Source organism: Psychrobacter sp. AOP31-B2-9 (genome assembly GCF_052378005.1).
In the GTDB taxonomy this organism is placed as follows: Bacteria; Pseudomonadota; Gammaproteobacteria; order Pseudomonadales; family Moraxellaceae; genus Psychrobacter.
The window spans coordinates 18,986-36,687 of the sequence record NZ_JBQSXG010000020.1 but is presented as its reverse complement, the minus strand read 5'-3'; the positions used below and the strand labels follow the sequence as shown (position 1 = coordinate 36,687).

The window sequence follows — 17,702 nt, the reverse complement described above, 5'->3', positions numbered from 1 at the left end:
ATGGATAACAATACCGACACTAAAAACAATACCAAACATAATTTTATTAAAAACCGCCCTTATGCAGTTGTCTTGTATGGTGCCACCAGTTTTGTAGGAAAAATCACAGCTCACTATTTAGCAGATTTTTTGTCTAACGAAAAGGACGACCATGGTACGCAAATCACATGGGCAATAGCAGGTCGTGATGAGACAAAGCTCAATGAATTACAATCTGAGCTGACAAGTAAGGTAGATATTATTATTGCTAACAGCAACGATGACGCTAGCCTGAATAACATGACCACACAAACGCAAGTCATTATTTCAACCGTCGGCCCTTATCTCAAATACGGTGAGCCTTTAATTAAGGCTTGTACCGCCAATGGTACCGATTATGTCGATCTCACTGGTGAAGCCATTTTTATCAAAGATATGATGGATAAATATCAAGATGCAGCCGAGCAGAGCGGCGCTCGTATCATTAACTCATGTGGCTTTGACTCTATTCCATCAGACTTGGGCGTCTACTTTACCCAGACCAAAGCAGAAGAAAGTTTCGGTGATACTTGCCATGTCATTCACATGCGCGTAAAAGCCGCAAAAGGCGGCCTATCAGGTGGGACGATTGCATCAATGGCAACTATCTTTGAAGAAGCAGGAAAGAGTAAAGCTCGTCGTGAGCAGGTAGCAAACCCCTATCTACTCAACAATGACACAGATGCACCACGGGTACGCCAAGATAACATCAGCAAGCCAGAATACGATAATGAGCACAAACGTTGGCTAGCCCCCTTTGTGATGGCCAGTATTAATACTCGTATTGTGCACCACAGCAACCAATTACTTGGTTATGAATATGGACGTGATTTTAAATACGATGAAGCCATGTGGATGCAAGATGGTGTGAAAGGTCAACTATCGAGCTACGCCTTGAGTGCAGGCTTGTTTGGATTTTCCACCGCTATGATGATCACCCCGAGCCGTGAGTTACTATCTAAACATGTATTGCCCAAATCAGGATCTGGTCCGTCTGAAGAAGAGCAAAAAAATGGCTATTATGATATTCGCTTTTTTGGAAAAACCGCAAAAAAACAGACTATTAACACCAAAGTAACGGGGGATAAAGACCCTGGCTACGGCAGTACCTCACGTATGCTAGCTCAAGCAGCACTGTGTTTGGCACAAGATATCAGTAAAGAAACTGTTGGTGGTGGGTTTTGGACACCAGCATCTGCAATGGGTGAGCATCTGTTAGCACGCTTAGAGAAGTATGCAGGACTTAGCTTCGAGGTCATTAATGACTAATAGTCGACTTATCTCAAACGCATATAACCATCATTGGTACATTGATATTCTCTCTATCACGGTACTGACAGAGACTATTCATAAATGTTTAACAGACTTTAATATGTAACAATATGAATACATTGATTTCACAATGTCACATGAAAACATTAAGCTGTTAGAATATTAATTCATGTACCACTTATGTACCACTGAACCATCAAGAGCTTAATTGCTATTCTGCATTTCAGAATTTATGTTTGGTTATTAGTTAATTAATAAGACCTTTATCCTATGCAATCATGATAGTCAGTATGATGGTTATCATGATTTTATTTTATCTGCATCTTATTAGAACATGCCTCCAAATCAATCAATAGTCCTTTAAATGGGCTAAATATATATTTTATCAACATACTAAGTCTATGTGCAGCAGCATTAGATACTGGTTAAATTAAATATTTCTTTAAATTAATATACAAAATCTGTAAACCAAGGAACCAACCCATGCAAAAACGTACTTTAGCAATACTTATCAGTGCAGCGCTTACTATCCCAAGCTTGGCAATGGCAGCTCCTGCAGATACCACACCAGCAGACGTGCAAACAGCAATGGCTGATAGCGCAGTGCAATCTGACGTTGAAAATGCCGAAAGCGGGCTAAACTCAGTTGAATCTAGCCCTTTTCAAATCAGTGAGACTCAAACTATTTCAATTGCAAGAACCAATGGTAATGCAAACATAGCTCAAGTAGAAGAAATGCCACAGCCAGGCATGCAACAACCAGACATGCAACAACCAGACATGCAACAGCCAGATATGCAACAGCCAGATATGCAACAGCCAGATATGCAACAGCCAGATATGCAACAGCCAGATATGCAACAGCCAGACATGCAACAGCCAGATATGCAACAGCCAGATATGCAACAACCAGACATGCAACAGCCAGATATGCAGCAACCAGATATGCAGCAACCAGACATGCAACAACCAGACATGCAACAACCAGACATGCAACAACCAGACATGCAACAGCTAGGTATGTAATCAGTCATTAGATAATTAAGTATTCGGCTATTGATGATTGGTTTTTATCAGTAGCTTTTTCAGAATAGGATACAAAACATAAAAAAGGCAGCCTAATGGCTGCCTTTTTTATTTTGCAAATAATTTACAATTTTTTATTTCTTGGTTTTAGTCACACCTGCTTCTTGCAGTAACGCACCAAATGTACCCATTTTACTAGGTGTCTCAGTTTTCTCAGATCTTGGTGCCTTGCTACGATTACTACTAGCGCTTCCTTTATCCTGACGATCGCCACGTGGCTTGCTTGATCGCTTGTCAGCAGATTTTGGGCGACTATTACGTGAACGATTGGTTTTGTCATCAGAACCAATATCTTTGGCAGTAGGTTTAGCTGCTGAACGTGCTGGTTTTTCAGACTCAGGTTTCATACTAAAGCCAATACGACCACGCTTCTCATCAATAGAGATGACACGTACTGAGACAATATCACCTGGCTTCACACGATTCATCGGATCAGCGACGAAATCATTGGCCATTTGTGAGATATGAACCAAACCATCTTGGTGAACACCAACATCAACAAAACAACCAAAGGCTGTAACGTTAGTCACGACACCTTCAAGCTGCATGCCTTCTTCTAGATCTTTGATGCTATTTACGTCATCACGGAAACTGGCTGTCTTAAACTCGGGACGTGGATCACGTGCTGGTTTAGCAAGTTCATCTAAGATTGCTTTTATGCTGATATTTTCATCGTTAGCAGCAACTGCAGTGGTATCGATAGTATTGAGTATTCCATCGTTACCGATGATTTCTGGCAAGGCTTTACCAGTTTGCGCAAGTAAGCTCTCAACCAATGCATAGCTTTCTGGATGCACACCAGTGGCATCAAGTGGATTGCTACCATCATGGATACGCAAGAAGCCCGCTGCTTGTTCAAAAGTCTTAGCACCCAAGCGTGGGACATTTTTCAATGATTCACGACTGTCAAACGCACCGTTTTCTTTACGGTAGGTGACGATTTGCTGAGCGACATTACGATTCAGACCCGCGATATGTGCCAAGATAGCGGGGCTCGCCGTATTCACATCGACACCAACAGAGTTTACACTATCTTGTGTTACTTTATCTAGACTATCTGCCAATTGAGTTTGGTTCACGTCATGCTGGTATTGCCCCACACCAATGGCTTTTGGATCAACCTTGACAAGCTCTGATAATGGATCTTGTAAACGACGAGCGATAGATACTGCGCCACGCACAGAGACATCCAAATTAGCCAACTCATCACTGGCAAGCTCACTGGCTGAATAGACAGATGCACCCGACTCATTAACGATAACGGCTTTGGCTTTTAGCTCAGAATTGGCTGCCAAAATCTCTTTAATCATTGCATCTGTTTCACGACTTGCCGTACCGTTGCCGATAGCGACCAAATCAACGTTATAAGTATTTAGTAGCGCACCAATGATTTTTTTGGCCTCGCTCATCTTATTATCAGGTGCAAATGGATAGACAGTAGCAACAACAGGTTTGTCTTCACTGTCTAGCATGACATGGCCTTGCGCATCGACAATCGCCATTTTGACACCATGACGGATGCCTGGATCAACGCCTAAAATAACTTTGCGACCGGCAGGCGCTGACATTAATAAATGCTGCAGATTATTTGCAAATACATCAATGGCATCCGCTTCAGCCGTCAGACGCTTTTCGGTCAGCAAACGATGTTCTATATGCGGACGCCATTTGTCTTTCCACAAGCTACTAGCTGCTTCTGTTAAAAATGTACAACGATCAGCAGGCACTTTTGTATTAATATCAAAATAACTGATAATTTTTTCAATAAAAGGAGTGTCTTCACCTTCAATTTTTAGACCTAAGACGTTTTCTTGGCGACCACGTAACAACGCTAATAGACGATGATTAGGCAGACGCGCTAAGCTTTCACTATGCTCAAAGTAATCTTTGAATTTTTCACCAACTTCACGTTTTTCATCACTAGCAACAGTAGACACGATACTAGCAGTTTTGGCAAAACCACTACGTAAGTTATCTAGCAAATCTAGCGCTTGCGTCCATTCGTCAACGATGATGGCCTGTACACCTGCTAGTTGTTTGTCGATATCACTGAAATCAACCTCAATTTCATTACCGCTATCATCAGTAATACTGGATGGCAATTGATAGTCTGCTAACGCATCCTTTGGAGTAATCTCTTGCGTCAACACTGCTTGAGCAGCTACATCAAGGCCAGCAACTCGTGCTTTGGCAGCTGGTGAACGGCGGCGCGGACGATATGGCAGATAGATGTCTTCTAGCTCAAGTTTCGACGTCGCATTATCAATACGCGTCTGCAGCTCATCAGTCAAATTACCCTGCGTGCTGAGCAGCTCAGTAATTTTTAGGCGACGGGTGGCCATATCACGCTCGTAATTGAGAGACTTCTCTAACGTTCGTAGTTGTGCATCATCAAGATTCTGAGTCTTTTCTTTGCGGTAACGGGCAATAAACGGAACAGTCGCGCCTTCATCGTAAAGTTTGACAAACGCATTGACTTGAGCAGTCTTAATGCCAAGCGCGCGAGCAAGCTTGTCGTGAATATTCGCGTGTGTGGTTGCATCCAAAACCTTTGCATTTGTCGAGGTTTGAGATGGCGTTAAGGTATCAGTGCTACTCATATACGTATCAATCGTTGAGAAATGTAGTTTTGCATTATAGCAAAAGCTGCATGAATAAAAATCCTTTTTATCTTTTCGTTATTTATCGGGGGTTTTATAGCAAAAAATGCCGAATATCATGGGTTTTAGCACCTTGTTAAACAAACGCATACAGCATTTGTCTTTATGAGTGATGCAATTCGTTGTGCAATCTTATACACTAAAGTACCAATAACTAAAATATCGGTATGTTCTGATACATTAAACAATAGTTTTCAATTATAGGAAAATATTGCTTCTAACCAACAATTAGATAATGATACTGTTTTGCTGATAGCTTTTCACACACGATTTTTATGTATGATATCTACTAATAATAATTTTTATAAGAGGATGCCTGTATGACTGATAATAACAGCCCTGATACTTTGACTCAGCGTATTTTAGTCGTCGATGATGATGCACGTTTACGCTCGTTGCTACAACGCTTTCTGGAAGACGACGGTTTTGTCGTCCGTACCGCCCACGATGGTAATCAGATGGACAAGTTAATGCAGCGTGAACTGTTTTCCTTAGTGGTATTAGATTTAATGCTGCCAGGCGAAGACGGTATCAGCATTTGTAATCGCCTACGTGAAGACAACGGCGACATTCCTATTATTATGCTTACCGCTAAAGGTGGCGATGCAGACCGTATTGCAGGACTCGAAGCAGGTGCAGATGATTATCTGCCGAAGCCATTTAATCCGAAAGAGTTATTGGCTCGTATCAAAGCCGTACTTCGTCGCCAAAATCGTGAACTACCGGGTGCACCAAGTCATCAACTTGAAGTGGTTGATTTTGGGCCATGGACACTGGATCTATCGACCCGTACGCTTAAACGTGACGGCAATGTTGTTACCTTAACGACTGGTGAGTTTTCAGTATTAAAAGCATTAGTACAGCATCCACGTGAGCCATTGACTCGTGACAAGCTGATGAATCTTGCACGTGGTCGTGAATGGGGGGCAATGGAGCGCTCTATTGACGTACAGGTATCACGTTTACGGCGTCTGATCGAAGACAATCCCTCACAAGCACGCTACATTCAGACCGTTTGGGGTGTGGGTTATGTCTTTGTACCAGATGAGACAGAAGGTGAAACTGCTAAGAGTGAGTAATCTTTGATCCGTGCATGTCATGATTTAAAAAATGACATGCATGCATTGAGTTGCAAATACATACTGACATAATTTCTTTTTAATATAGACCGTATTTGATTGCTTTCAAACACGCGCTAATATGATGAGTGTTTCTGTGAAAAAACCGATTATTTTTCAAAATATACCCTGCACCTTGGTGACAGGGTTTTTGGGTGCTGGAAAAACCACAGTGATCAACCAATTGCTTACAACAAAGTCTACCGATGAGCGTTGGGCTTTGCTTATCAATGAGTTTGGTCGAATCGGTATTGATGGCGCGCTACTAGCAAGCACAGAAGATAGTAATCTTGAACAACAAAAAATTGCCATTCGTGAAGTCAACGGTGGCTGTATTTGCTGTACTAGTCAGCTACCGTTACAAATAGCGATCAGCAGACTACTCAGTGAGCACAATCCACAGCGCCTGCTCATAGAACCAACAGGACTTGCACACCCACGTGAGTTGATCAATCAACTTGGTGCCCCTCATTGGCAAACAGCACTAAAAATGCAAGCCGTGATAGCCGTACTCAGTGGTCGCCAATGGCAGCAAGAAAATTATCGTAACCAAGACGGCTTTCAGGCACATGTCCGTGATGCAGATGCGCTGGTGATTAATCGCTACGATCAATTGCACGAAAGCGACAAACAAGCTTTAGTGGAATGGATAATCAAACTCAATTCGCAAGTGACAATTATCTGGGCACCATCTGAACAAGCCACATCTGATGTTAAAAATGCTTACTTATTAGCATTGAATGATCAATTGAGCAACTCTAGTCAAATAATCTCGAAACAACGCAAAATAAATATCGCTCCTCCAAAAAAATCGGTTATAGGCTTACAGCCACGTATTGGTGCTATATCAACATCACCGTTGTCTGCTCCTCAAACCGACAGCAAAGAGCATCAAATCAACACAGATACCGATCAGCCCTACCGCTATCATGAAAAACAACAAGACATACTTTTGGCAGGGTGGCGACTGCCAGCGCATTATGTATTGAAAGCTGATGACTTACATAATTGGTTGTTAAAGCTACCAAACTGGCTACGTATCAAAGGGGTTGTCAATACTGCTGACGGCTGGCTACAAATCAACTTCACTCCTGACAGCTTGACGACCAGTACAGCCAGTGCACAAATTGATAGTCGAATAGAGATAATTTTGCAGTTAGATGAAACTGACAATACAGCTAAAGAAGATACGACTATTGAATACATGCCTGAATTATCAGCAACATCTATAGATTGGGATACCTGTGATCAAGAGCTGATGGCTATGGTGGTATAACTCATAATAATTAGCGTATATACTGAAACACGGAATCAATATACAAATTAACTGAAAATTGAACACGCCATAGCCAAAGAGACCACCACTAATCTTTGGGCTGTAACTCAACCACTTGCCCGCGCACGCCAATGCTCGCATCACTCATCAAGCAAACGTAGCCTGCCATAATATCTTCTGGCGTTTTGAGGCTCATAGGGTTTTCACCTGGATAAGCATGGGCCCGCATATTGGTACGAGTACCACCAGGATTGATACAGTTAAAACGCAGATTAGTCGTGTTCTGAGTCTCCTGAGTAAAGATATCACTCATCCCTTCTACTGCTTGCTTTGAGAGCGCATAAGCGCCCCAAAATGCACGAGGATGTGTTCCAACTGTGCTAGAGGTAAAAACAATGGAGCCATTATTTGCGTCTTTTAGTAGCGGTAGCAACGCTTGGGTGAGCATAAACGTCGATGTAAAATTGACTTTCATCACTTGAGCAAAAGTATCTACATCATACATCTCAAGCGGCGTCAGCTGTCCAAGCAAACCTGCGTTATGCAATACGCCATCCAGTTGACCGATTTCTTTGTCGATTAACCCTTCAAGCTGCTGCATTTCGGCATAAGTGGCCCCTTCTAGATTCATCGGTAACATCGCTGGCTGCTTACCACCAAAGCTTTCTATCTCATCATAGACATACTCAAGCTTACTACTGGTACGACCCAATAGCAGCACTGTTGCACCATAACGCGCATAAGTTAAAGCAGCAACACGACCAATGCCATCACCAGCGCCTGTCACTAAAATGCTCTTACCATCTAAACAGTTCTCAGATGGTACAAAATCACGAATTTCATCATGAGTTAAAGGTTGAGTAGGGTTTTGACTGGCTTGCTGCTTATTATCACTCATGGCATTACTCACTGCTTATCGTTTACTAGTTAAATATCAATAAAATTAAGTACTCATACATTTAAATACTAGGACTTAATTAAGAATGCGGATGTTCGGCGGGTCTATTTATAAATAATCAAACTTACCAGAAGATAGTAGTAGTTTATTTAACTGCTCGGGAGTTTCGGTAATGTAGTCTGCGCCCCACTTTTTTAGGCTTTTTTGATCTTCAGGTGGAATATAGCCATATGCCGCCAAAATAGTTGGCATGCCAGCTGCATTGCCAGCTTCAATATCACGTATATGATCACCGACATAGAGCACACAACCAGCAGCACCACGAGGAATAGCAAGTTTTTCTAACGCCACATACATTGGCTCTGGATCAGGTTTTGAACGTGAGACATCATCAGGACACACCAAAACAGCACAACGCGAATCTAACTGCATTTGCATCAGTAACTGCTCTGCCAAATAACGTGGCTTATTGGTGACAATACCCCATGGCACCTTCTTTTCTTCGAGCGTTGTAAGCACTTCTTCAAGCGCACCGAACACGCAACTATCAACACATATCTCAGCTTCATAATCATCTAAAAATTGCTGACGAAACTCAAGCAACCTTTCTTCACTAAGATCAAGTTGGTCATTATACCTTAGCATCAACTGCACCATGGCTGAGGCACCCGCGGAAACCTGTTCACGAATCTCCATTTCAGGTGGTGCTTGCCAACTATTTTCGCGACTCATTTTACCGATGATACGGACAAAATCAGCGGCAGTATCGATCAATGTCCCATCAAGGTCAAATAAAACTGCTTTCACAAATTGGGCCATAGTAAATACTCTTAAATTGAATAGCAAAGTTAATAAGATATGATGTCACCAAAACAACCAAACACAATACCAAAGGTCTAAACCATTGGCTTTTGTACCGCTATCATATAATTGACATCGACATTTTGCGCAAGCCAGTAACGCTTGGTCAATGGATTATAATGCAGTCCAATGATGTCTTTACGCACAAAACCTGCAATGGTTGCCATTTGGTCTAATTCTGCTGGAGTAATAAATTTGGCATAGTCATGTGTACCACGATCGAGCAAACGTAATACATATTCTGCGCCAACGATGGCAAATAAGTATGATTTAGGGTTTCTATTAATCGTCGATAATACACAAACACCGCCTGGTGCTAATAAATCGAAGCACGCTTGCACAATCGAGCTTGGATCAGGTACGTGCTCCAGCATTTCCATACAAGTCACCACATCAAACTGACCGGCATGCGTTTTTGCCAAATCTTCTACTGGAATATGCTGATAGCGCAAAGTATTTTCTAAGCCGCTCTGCTCTGCATGTAACGCCGCCGCTTTCAGGTTTTCAGTACCCAAATCAACACCTGTTACATCAGCGCCACGACGTGCCATCGACTCTGACAATATACCGCCTCCACAACCAACATCAAGCACTTTTTTACCAGCCAAACCTGTCTCAGCTGTTTGGCTATCATTGTCGCTTTGATAGCTGCGCTTAATATGTTCTTCTATCCAATTCAGACGCAATGGATTAATTTCATGCAAGGTTGCAAACGCACCGCTATTGCTCCACCACTCGCTAGCCAATTTATTAAATTTTTCAACTTCGCTAGGATCAACATTTATAGCATGAGCCTTTGTATCATCGAGAGGGGTCTTCACTTTCTCATTCAAAGAGGGCGAGTAATGTAGAGCTGAGCTCATAGCGTTTTTCCTTTATTGTCATTATCATATACAGTATGCAATTGTGTGCTTAATATTAGCATGAGAGCAGCAACTTTGTCGTAAAGACATCGTCACCGATTGTGAATGATCTGCGCACACTCTGGCTTATTACAATATTCGATTACCAATTTTCTCTGGCCTATAATAAATGAGTGCACCTTCAATAATAGGTTGAAACCGTCCAAGCCTCAAATGACGAAACCCTAGGATGTGTCCTCATTTTAAAAATGGTGATCAATTGCCGTCAAACAAGGAAAATAGCGCAGATAAGATCGAGATATTAGTCAGCTATTTGATGCCGTTTGGCAAGATTTAGCCATTTTCAACCCATTTAGAGGGCTATCGATTGAATTGAGGACACACCCCAACAAGCAATATAGCTTAAATAATAGCTAACAGCTTTACAACTCTCAGTTAAGAATCAGACTCACAAGTACACATGTTTTACATTATCATGGTCGATACGCTATTATAGTTAGATTATAATTGACACTATACGTTTATCACTCTAAAACGATAGCTATCAAAGCACTCTAACACACCCTAAGTCTCTACATCTCAAGGATAAAGTATGAAACGTCTCATCACATTGACTGGTCTGGCCATGGCTATTGGACTCGCCACTACTGGTGCTCAAGCTGCCGACTATGTCGCTGGAAAAGACTATCGCGTGCTAGACAATCCAGAAAAAATTAGCGGTGATGCTATCATTGTTCGTGAATTCTTCTGGTATGGCTGCCCGCATTGTAACGTGCTTAACCCACATATGGAAAAATGGGCTGCATCAAAAGATAAAGATGTCGCATTTTTCAAAACGCCAGCAGCAATGAATGATGTTTGGGAAACCAATGCTCGCGGGTTCTATGCAGCGCAACTACTAGGTTTTGAAGACAAAACTCATGATGCACTATTTGATGCTATTCAAAAAGATGGTCAAAAACTGTTTGACCAACAATCATTAAGCAAATGGTATGCCTCACAAGGTGTGGACGAGAAGAAGTTCAACAGTCTTTATAATTCGTTTGCGGTTGGTACAAAAATTGGTCGCTCACAAGCAGGTGCCAAACGCTATCAAATAACAGGTGTACCAACTGTCGTGGTACAAGGAAAATACGTAATCAGTGGTCAAGATGCTACTGTACCTAAAATCGTTGACTATTTAGTTGATAAAGTACGCGCTGATAAAAAGAAATAATAGATATATTAGGTTAAATGACATAAAAAAAGCCAATCACATGATTGGCTTTTTTTATGTCGGTTACACTGACTAACTCTTTTAATCGATATGTGAATCAGTTACACATTTGACCCAACTACACACCTAACTCATCAAGCTTGTGTGCTTATTATTTTTTTAATTGCGATAAAATAGCGACTTCACGAATATAACTGGCCAAATCTTCTTCCGACTCTGCCATCAGCTCATCATCTTGTATATGCTTGGCGTATTCAATCCATAATAGCAGCTGATACATACTATTATGTTCAGAAGCTTTGTATTGCTTGACGAACTGCTTGAGCGTCCCTTCGTCATTGATATTCAAACGTTCATACCAACTTTCTATCTTAGAGATTTGTTCTTTCGGAAAAAATGCATCAAACAATGCTTTGACCAACTCATGGCGATTTTCTTCGCTAATCAGCTTACCAACTCGTTTGGTTTGGCGATTGCGTGCATTGGCACTGGTAATATCCGCTAGTGCCATCAACTCTGCCATAAAATAATCACTGGCAGGCAGGGTTTTTAGCTGTTTTTTTGATAAGCTAGCAAGTGGTATCGATAACTGTTGCAAGCGCTCATGGGCTTTTTTGAGCTCTGTGCGCGAAACACGCATGTCCTGTTCTTTCCAGTCAATCATAAAAGCTTTCCAAAATAATGAGTAATAAAATCAATAATCATAGTAATAACAACCAATGACTACCAACGGTTTTTTTCGCGATGCTTCGCCAGTATTTTTACGCCTTTCGGCATCGTATCTGTCAGACGACGCTGTAATGTATTAGTGATAAATACAGAGCGATGCTTACCACCTGTGCAACCAATCGCCACTGTCACCGTATGCCTATTATTGTGTAAAAAATCTGGCAGCCAACGTGTTAAGAATTTCTCAAGATCATCCGTCATTTCAGCTACTTCTGGATAATCCGCAAAAAATGCTGCAACCTCTGCATCTAAACCTGTCGAACCACGTAGCTCAGGGTTCCAATGCGGATTGGGCAAAATCCTCACATCAAAGATAAAATCGGCATCAATAGGACTGCCATATTTAAAACCAAAGGACAGCAAATTAATGACAATCTGATTATCCACACCAATATGTTCACGCAAGCGATCTTTTAATTGATGAATATTTAGCGTGCTTGTGTCAATTCTGATATCAGCATGGCTCGCAATTGGCTCTAATAGTTCAATCTCTTTTTTGATCGCGGCAGGCAGATTAAAAGCAATGTGCCTAGCATTATCACTGTCAACATCCTGTGACATCAAAGGATGTACACGGCGAGTCGCATTAAAACGTGCTATCAAGGTATTTTCTTGCGCAGTCACATAAACAACTTTTACTACGCTTGCTCCATAAATTGCCTTCAACGACGCATACGTCTCTGCAAAATTAGAGAGATCGGCACGCGGCGTTCGGATATCAACACCGAGCGCAATACGGCGAATATCACTTTCGTTCACTAGCTTATGCGCAGTTACTGGCAGTAGCGATAACGGTAAATTATCAATAGAGTAATATCCCAGATCTTCCAAAATATTTAAGACGGAGGTCTTACCCGATCCTGAACGACCTGATACGACTAAAATACTGAGCTTCTCGGTCGCTACTTTATGTGCCGCCTGCTCAGGCTGAGCTGTACTATCACTTTGATTGACATCCATGCTCCACCCACCCCATTAGTTCATCGCATTTAGTAAACTACTATGTCACAACAGCTAACCCAACGTTACCAATTGATTGTCTAACAAACGAGCACGCCCTAGCCAAGCTGCCACCAAGATAATCAAATTCTTGTTTTCTACATTAAAAATAGCAGACTCACTCACAACTGGCTCTAACGTATCCGTTTTTATTTCTAAATAATCAATCGTAAAACCAGCATCAGTGATATCTTGCTGAGTTTCTGCTAACAATGTCTGAACAGCTTGTTGGCTATGTTTGCCCTGCTGTAGCTGCTTTGCTAACGCTTGCAATGCTTGGTGTAATACTGGTGCTACTTGACGCTCAGTCACGCTTAAGTATTGATTACGCGACGATAGTGCCAAGCCGTCAACAGCACGAACAATGGGCGCACCAATGATTTCAATCGGATAACTTAAGTCACGTACCAATTGCTTAATAATTGCTAACTGTTGATAGTCTTTTTGTCCAAAAACAGCAGTGTCAGGTTGTACGATATTAAACAATTTAGAAACGACAATACCGACACCGTCAAAATGCCCCGGACGTGACTGACCGCATAACTGAGTGGTAATAGCGCCAGCGAGCACAGAAGTTGGTGGTGGCATGACTGGATACATCTCTTCGACACTAGGAGCAAAAACATAGTCGGCTCCCACCGTTGATAGTTTTGCAACATCTTTATCTAGCGTACGAGGGTAGCTGTCAAAGTCCTCTCCTTCTCCAAACTGAGTCGGATTGACAAAAACACTCACCACTACGATATCAGCATGCTGTTTGGCAATTTTTACCAGCTCAAGATGACCATCATGCAGATTGCCCATCGTAGGTACTAAAGCAATACGTTGTTGGCTATTTTGGTTGTCGTGTTTTTGACCACGATAAGGCCGTAAAGCGGCACGCAGTTCTGAGATTTGGTGATAAATAATTGGCATGATGAAGTATTCTTTTATCTATAATCTTAAATAAAGTTAGCTAAACTGATGCTGCTCCTGTGGGAAACTGCCATCACGTACTGACTGCTGGTAAAGCGCAAAAGCACCCTCGATACTGTGCGCACTATTGCGCTCATCGGTTAGGAAGTCATGGACAAAGCGCGGCACACGCCCGTGAACCATACCGAGCATGTCATGCATGACCAACACTTGACCGTCAGTATCTGCACCTGCGCCAATACCTATAACGGGCACGGCAACGGCTTGCGTTACTGCTTTAGCAAGCTCAGCAGGCACACATTCCAACACTAACAATGCAGCACCTGCAGCCACCACTGCTTCGGCATCAGCAAGCAGTTTGTCCGCTGCTTCGTCACCACGGCCTTGGATTTTGTAACCACCAAACACGTTGACCGACTGCGGTGTTAAGCCAAGATGTACACAAGTTGGCGTACCCGCTTGCGCTAAAGTCGTAACCAACTCACAAAGCTCGCTACCACCTTCAATTTTGATCACATGCGCACCTGCTTGCATCAGCTTTCGACTATTAGAAACCGCTTCTGATAACGTCACATAACTCATAAATGGTAGATCAGATAAGATGAGTGCATGGTTATTGCTGCGAGCAATATTGGCCGTATGATAAGCCATATCGTCAACTGTCACAGGTAGTGTTGAGTCATGCCCTTGCACGACCATACCCAAACTATCACCAACTAAGATAGTATCAATTTCTGCCTTATTCATCATCCGCGCAAACATAGAGTCATAGCAGGTTAAACAAGTAAACTTGGTACCGTCTTTTTTGAATTTGTTTAACGTAGATAACGTCGTCATATGACCCTCAATTAATACTTTTAATGATTAAGGCTTTTACCGATCAATAGCTCTAACAGCTGTATAGTCAGTCCTAAATAAAAGAGATACAAATACGGCCACGCGATACAGAGATACATTTTTCTTGCTTGCTGTGCCTACGCAGACAGATGCCGCGCAAAATGTAACCCGTATCGCTGTTTTTTTATAGTGGATCGCCTATATAGAGTTAGAAAAATCAGCTACCGCTTGATAATGATTTTAAGCCTGTCCAATCGGAACTCTGCGGATAATCGCCGATCGACGTACCTGTAATAACCAAGTTTGGATCCAACTCTTGTAGCGGTATCAGTACAAAATTACGCTCAGTCAATCCAACATGCGGTATGGTTAGCTGTGGCTCTACAATTTTGGCGTCGCCATATAACAAAATATCGACATCAAGACTACGCTCGCCCCAATGTCGTAGGCGGGTCCGCTTGGCCTCTGCTTCTAGCTGTTGGCAAAATGCGAGTAACTCAAACGCGGGTAACCTCGTCTCAAAACCAGCAACCGCATTGACAAAATCAGGCTGATCTTGTGGCCCCATAGGAGCGGATGCATAATATGACGAAACACGCACATTCCGTATGTCCTGATGCATCTGCATACTTGTAATCGCTTGCTGCAAATGCTCTATAGGTGAGCCTAACTCATTGGTCAAATTACTACCCAAACCGACGTAGCAGGTTATCCAATGAGTATTATCAGCACTGTGATTCATATTACACATTTTCCGTACTGGGCTGACGACGACGACGCTTCGATGGTACAGGGCCTTTATCATTGCTCAATACACCAGAGATCGCTTGGCTACTACCAGCTTTACTACTCGCTGATTTTCTTTTCACTGCTTGAGTAGGTTTTTTAGCGTCAGAAACTGCTGTATCAGTAGACGAATCGGTAGATTTCGGCACTTTTTTCGCGTACGTCTTAGCGACTTTTGGCGCTTTTTCTACAGTCGGTATTTCTACGCTTTCATCATTGCTTGCCAGCTCTACAGTAGGCTCACGACGGCGACGCTTATACGGAATTGGCTCGTTGTTCATACTGACTAGCGCAGGCGATCTGGCTATCGAACGAGTTATATTTGCTTTGGTAGGTGATGAATTCTCCTCTGATGGCGCAGTCTTATTCTGCTGTTTACTATTTGAACGAACACGACTTGAGTGTTCAGTATCCAGCGTCACCTCTTGCTTCTGTACAGTTTTTTCAGCCGCGCGCTTAGTACGCTTAGGCTTATCATCAACTGATAGCTGCTTTTGTAATGGTGGCACCACACTTTCGTGTTCGATGACAAATAATGGTGCAGGTTTAGAGTGATGCTTTTTACTAGAACCTTGATTACTATTGGCAAGAGATAACTGCTGTAGCTGGGCAAGCTCATTGCTGTCTTGTTTTACTTGCTGTTTGTTGTAGTCTTGATTGCCAACAGCCTGTTTAGTCACCGTAGATTGACTGGCCGCACGGCGGCGACGCGATGGGATATTAGACGGATCATTTACCACCAATTGATCATTGCCACCTTGCTTAGTACTGTCATTGGCTTTATTTGTCTGTGCTTTACTTTGCTGAGATGCTGCGTTGTCAGTCATATTTGACTCTGACTTTTGGCGATTTCGCCCGCGACCACGCTGTGGTTGTTTGTAAGCACCGCGGCGAATATTTTCATCAAACTCATCAACCGCTTGCTGCTGTTCTTGTACAGACAATGCCTGATACGTCTGCCACCACTCACCCATACCATTGGTTGACTCTGATAATGGATGTTCAGCATCACCGCACTGTTCACGCAATAGCAAGAAATCAAAACCTGCGCGGAAACGTGGATGTTCAGATAACTGCGCGATTTGCTTGCTACGCGGGGCTGCAAGTTTCGGCTGCAATATCCAAATATCTCGGATAAACTGCTCAGCAAACTTAGGAATCGCCGTCTTAATACGTTGACGATCAATGACTTTAACAGCAGCATTCATCTGCGCTTCAGCAAATGGCATATTGCGCTTTTTGGCTTTTGCCAACTGATGCAGGTAATTTTCCCATAATAGCGCCGCATAAAAGAATGCAGGGTTAATACTTTTACCCGCCGCAATACGTTTATCCGTATTGATCGCCACTTGCTTGACGAGCGCACTTGGCTCAGCTGGCGGATAGACGATTAAGCTATCTATCGCACCTGACTCAAATAATAACGGTAACAATGGTACTAAATAGCCACCCGTAAACATCTTCTGTGTTTCATCATAAAGACGATGCGGAGATATTTGCTCAAGTAATGCCCAATTACCATCATGAAACTGGTCAGCCAATGCATCATCAAACTCAAAACCAAGTTTGGCCTTAAAACGCAACGCACGTAACAAACGTACTGGATCTTCTTCAATACGCACGGGCGCATTACCCAATAGACGAATGATTTTGTTATCAATATCATCAAGCGCACCACAAAAATCATGAACCACACCTTTAAGTGGTTGATAATAGAGCGCGTTGATAGAAAAATCACGACGAGAGAAATCTTGTTTGATGTCACCCCAAACATTGTCGCGTAAAATCATACCATCTTGGTTGGTATTGGCATCATTGGTTGGTGGGCCACGAAAGGTTGCAACCTCTATTAACTCACGACCTGAATACACATGTGCCAACTGAAAGCGACGGCCGATAATGCGGCAGCGCTTACCAAAAACGTCTTTTATTTCATGCGGCTTGGCATCGGTGACAGCGTCAAAGTCTTTTGGACGCAGACCCAATAAGGTATCGCGCACACCACCACCGACGATATAAGCGTCAAACCCAGCTCGGGTTAAAGTGGCAATTACTTCAGTAATGGAATTGGGTAATTCAGATTTATTCAGTTCTAACTGCTTGGCGGCACGCTCGGCCATGCATCTACTCCTCGCCGGTATTCTTTGACCACCCCTGATGAACACAGC

General features: G+C 42.6%; 15 protein-coding genes. 4 read left to right on the top strand and 11 right to left on the bottom strand.

Going from position 1 to position 17,702, the window contains the following annotated elements; genetic code table 11:
- Positions 1–1,287, top strand: coding sequence for a saccharopine dehydrogenase family protein (locus tag ACT3SX_RS04195; RefSeq protein ID WP_442069533.1), 1,287 nt, complete (start codon positions 1–3; stop codon positions 1,285–1,287).
- 725 nt (positions 1,288–2,012) lie between these two features.
- Here ACT3SX_RS04195 and ACT3SX_RS04190 read toward each other — a convergent pair.
- Positions 2,013–2,252, bottom strand: a complete 240-nt coding sequence (locus ACT3SX_RS04190) for a pentapeptide repeat-containing protein (protein ID WP_444761674.1) — start codon at positions 2,250–2,252, stop codon at positions 2,013–2,015.
- Positions 2,253–2,450: 198 nt separating this feature from the next.
- Positions 2,451–4,976, bottom strand: coding sequence for a Tex family protein (locus ACT3SX_RS04185; protein WP_442069536.1), 2,526 nt, complete (start codon positions 4,974–4,976; stop codon positions 2,451–2,453).
- Between the two features lie 380 nt (positions 4,977–5,356).
- Here ACT3SX_RS04185 and ompR point away from each other — a divergent pair, with 380 nt between their 5' ends.
- Positions 5,357–6,115 carry an osmolarity response regulator transcription factor OmpR gene (gene ompR / locus ACT3SX_RS04180; RefSeq protein ID WP_442069537.1) on the top strand — a complete coding sequence of 253 codons (759 nt, stop codon included), beginning with the start codon at positions 5,357–5,359 and terminating at the stop codon, positions 6,113–6,115.
- Positions 6,116–6,236: 121 nt separating this feature from the next.
- Positions 6,237–7,430: a CobW family GTP-binding protein gene (locus ACT3SX_RS04175; protein WP_442069538.1), complete on the top strand. Its 1,194-nt coding sequence runs from the start codon at positions 6,237–6,239 to the stop codon at positions 7,428–7,430.
- Positions 7,431–7,518: 88 nt separating this feature from the next.
- Here ACT3SX_RS04175 and ACT3SX_RS04170 read toward each other — a convergent pair whose 3' ends face one another.
- The 3 genes from ACT3SX_RS04170 to ubiG form a co-directional block, all read right to left on the bottom strand.
- On the bottom strand, positions 7,519–8,328 hold the full coding sequence (locus ACT3SX_RS04170) for a YciK family oxidoreductase (RefSeq protein ID WP_442069539.1): 810 nt from the start codon (positions 8,326–8,328) through the stop codon (positions 7,519–7,521).
- A 108-nt stretch (positions 8,329–8,436) separates the two neighbouring features.
- Entirely contained in the window at positions 8,437–9,147 is a 711-nt protein-coding gene (locus tag ACT3SX_RS04165; protein ID WP_442069540.1) for an HAD family hydrolase, read from the bottom strand.
- 77 nt (positions 9,148–9,224) lie between these two features.
- Complete coding sequence (gene ubiG, locus ACT3SX_RS04160; protein ID WP_442069541.1) at positions 9,225–10,052, bottom strand: bifunctional 2-polyprenyl-6-hydroxyphenol methylase/3-demethylubiquinol 3-O-methyltransferase UbiG; 828 nt, start codon at positions 10,050–10,052, stop codon at positions 9,225–9,227.
- 592 nt (positions 10,053–10,644) lie between these two features.
- On the opposite strand from ubiG, the gene ACT3SX_RS04155 reads away from it, so the two are divergent.
- Positions 10,645–11,268, top strand: a complete 624-nt coding sequence (locus tag ACT3SX_RS04155; RefSeq protein ID WP_442069542.1) for a thiol:disulfide interchange protein DsbA/DsbL — start codon at positions 10,645–10,647, stop codon at positions 11,266–11,268.
- A gap of 151 nt (positions 11,269–11,419) precedes the next feature.
- Here ACT3SX_RS04155 and yjgA read toward each other — a convergent pair whose 3' ends face one another.
- From yjgA to pcnB, 6 genes are all read right to left on the bottom strand, one after another.
- Positions 11,420–11,932 (bottom strand): ribosome biogenesis factor YjgA, encoded by a 513-nt coding sequence (gene yjgA, locus ACT3SX_RS04150; protein ID WP_192518404.1) that lies wholly within the window; start codon positions 11,930–11,932, stop codon positions 11,420–11,422.
- A 59-nt stretch (positions 11,933–11,991) separates the two neighbouring features.
- Positions 11,992–12,957: an RNase adapter RapZ gene (gene rapZ / locus ACT3SX_RS04145; RefSeq protein WP_192518403.1), complete on the bottom strand. Its 966-nt coding sequence runs from the start codon at positions 12,955–12,957 to the stop codon at positions 11,992–11,994.
- A 54-nt stretch (positions 12,958–13,011) separates the two neighbouring features.
- Positions 13,012–13,911, bottom strand: coding sequence for a pantoate--beta-alanine ligase (gene panC / locus ACT3SX_RS04140; protein WP_192518402.1), 900 nt, complete (start codon positions 13,909–13,911; stop codon positions 13,012–13,014).
- A 36-nt stretch (positions 13,912–13,947) separates the two neighbouring features.
- Positions 13,948–14,748, bottom strand: coding sequence for a 3-methyl-2-oxobutanoate hydroxymethyltransferase (gene panB / locus ACT3SX_RS04135; protein WP_192518401.1), 801 nt, complete (start codon positions 14,746–14,748; stop codon positions 13,948–13,950).
- 217 nt (positions 14,749–14,965) lie between these two features.
- Positions 14,966–15,490: a 2-amino-4-hydroxy-6-hydroxymethyldihydropteridine diphosphokinase gene (gene folK, locus ACT3SX_RS04130; RefSeq protein WP_192518400.1), complete on the bottom strand. Its 525-nt coding sequence runs from the start codon at positions 15,488–15,490 to the stop codon at positions 14,966–14,968.
- 1 nt (position 15,491) lies between these two features.
- Positions 15,492–17,654, bottom strand: coding sequence for a polynucleotide adenylyltransferase PcnB (gene pcnB, locus ACT3SX_RS04125; RefSeq protein WP_192518399.1), 2,163 nt, complete (start codon positions 17,652–17,654; stop codon positions 15,492–15,494).
- Positions 17,655–17,702 lie beyond the last annotated feature (48 nt).

Bases quoted from the DNA above. Each gene is read 5' to 3' on its own strand.
- pcnB (WP_192518399.1), bottom strand. From the start codon at position 17,654: ATGGCCGAGCGTGCCGCCAAGCAGTTAGAACTGAATAAATCTGAATTA.
- ACT3SX_RS04190 (WP_444761674.1), bottom strand. From the start codon at position 2,252: ATGTCTGGTTGCTGCATATCTGGTTGCTGCATATCTGGCTGTTGCATG.
- ACT3SX_RS04195 (WP_442069533.1), top strand. From the start codon at position 1: ATGGATAACAATACCGACACTAAAAACAATACCAAACATAATTTTATT.
- ompR (WP_442069537.1), top strand. From the start codon at position 5,357: ATGACTGATAATAACAGCCCTGATACTTTGACTCAGCGTATTTTAGTC.
- rapZ (WP_192518403.1), bottom strand. From the start codon at position 12,957: ATGGATGTCAATCAAAGTGATAGTACAGCTCAGCCTGAGCAGGCGGCA.
- yjgA (WP_192518404.1), bottom strand. From the start codon at position 11,932: ATGATTGACTGGAAAGAACAGGACATGCGTGTTTCGCGCACAGAGCTC.
- ubiG (WP_442069541.1), bottom strand. From the start codon at position 10,052: ATGAGCTCAGCTCTACATTACTCGCCCTCTTTGAATGAGAAAGTGAAG.
- ACT3SX_RS04170 (WP_442069539.1), bottom strand. From the start codon at position 8,328: ATGAGTGATAATAAGCAGCAAGCCAGTCAAAACCCTACTCAACCTTTA.
- ACT3SX_RS04155 (WP_442069542.1), top strand. From the start codon at position 10,645: ATGAAACGTCTCATCACATTGACTGGTCTGGCCATGGCTATTGGACTC.
- panC (WP_192518402.1), bottom strand. From the start codon at position 13,911: ATGCCAATTATTTATCACCAAATCTCAGAACTGCGTGCCGCTTTACGG.
- ACT3SX_RS04185 (WP_442069536.1), bottom strand. From the start codon at position 4,976: ATGAGTAGCACTGATACCTTAACGCCATCTCAAACCTCGACAAATGCA.
- folK (WP_192518400.1), bottom strand. From the start codon at position 15,490: ATGAATCACAGTGCTGATAATACTCATTGGATAACCTGCTACGTCGGT.
- ACT3SX_RS04175 (WP_442069538.1), top strand. From the start codon at position 6,237: ATGATGAGTGTTTCTGTGAAAAAACCGATTATTTTTCAAAATATACCC.
- ACT3SX_RS04165 (WP_442069540.1), bottom strand. From the start codon at position 9,147: ATGGCCCAATTTGTGAAAGCAGTTTTATTTGACCTTGATGGGACATTG.
- panB (WP_192518401.1), bottom strand. From the start codon at position 14,748: ATGACGACGTTATCTACGTTAAACAAATTCAAAAAAGACGGTACCAAG.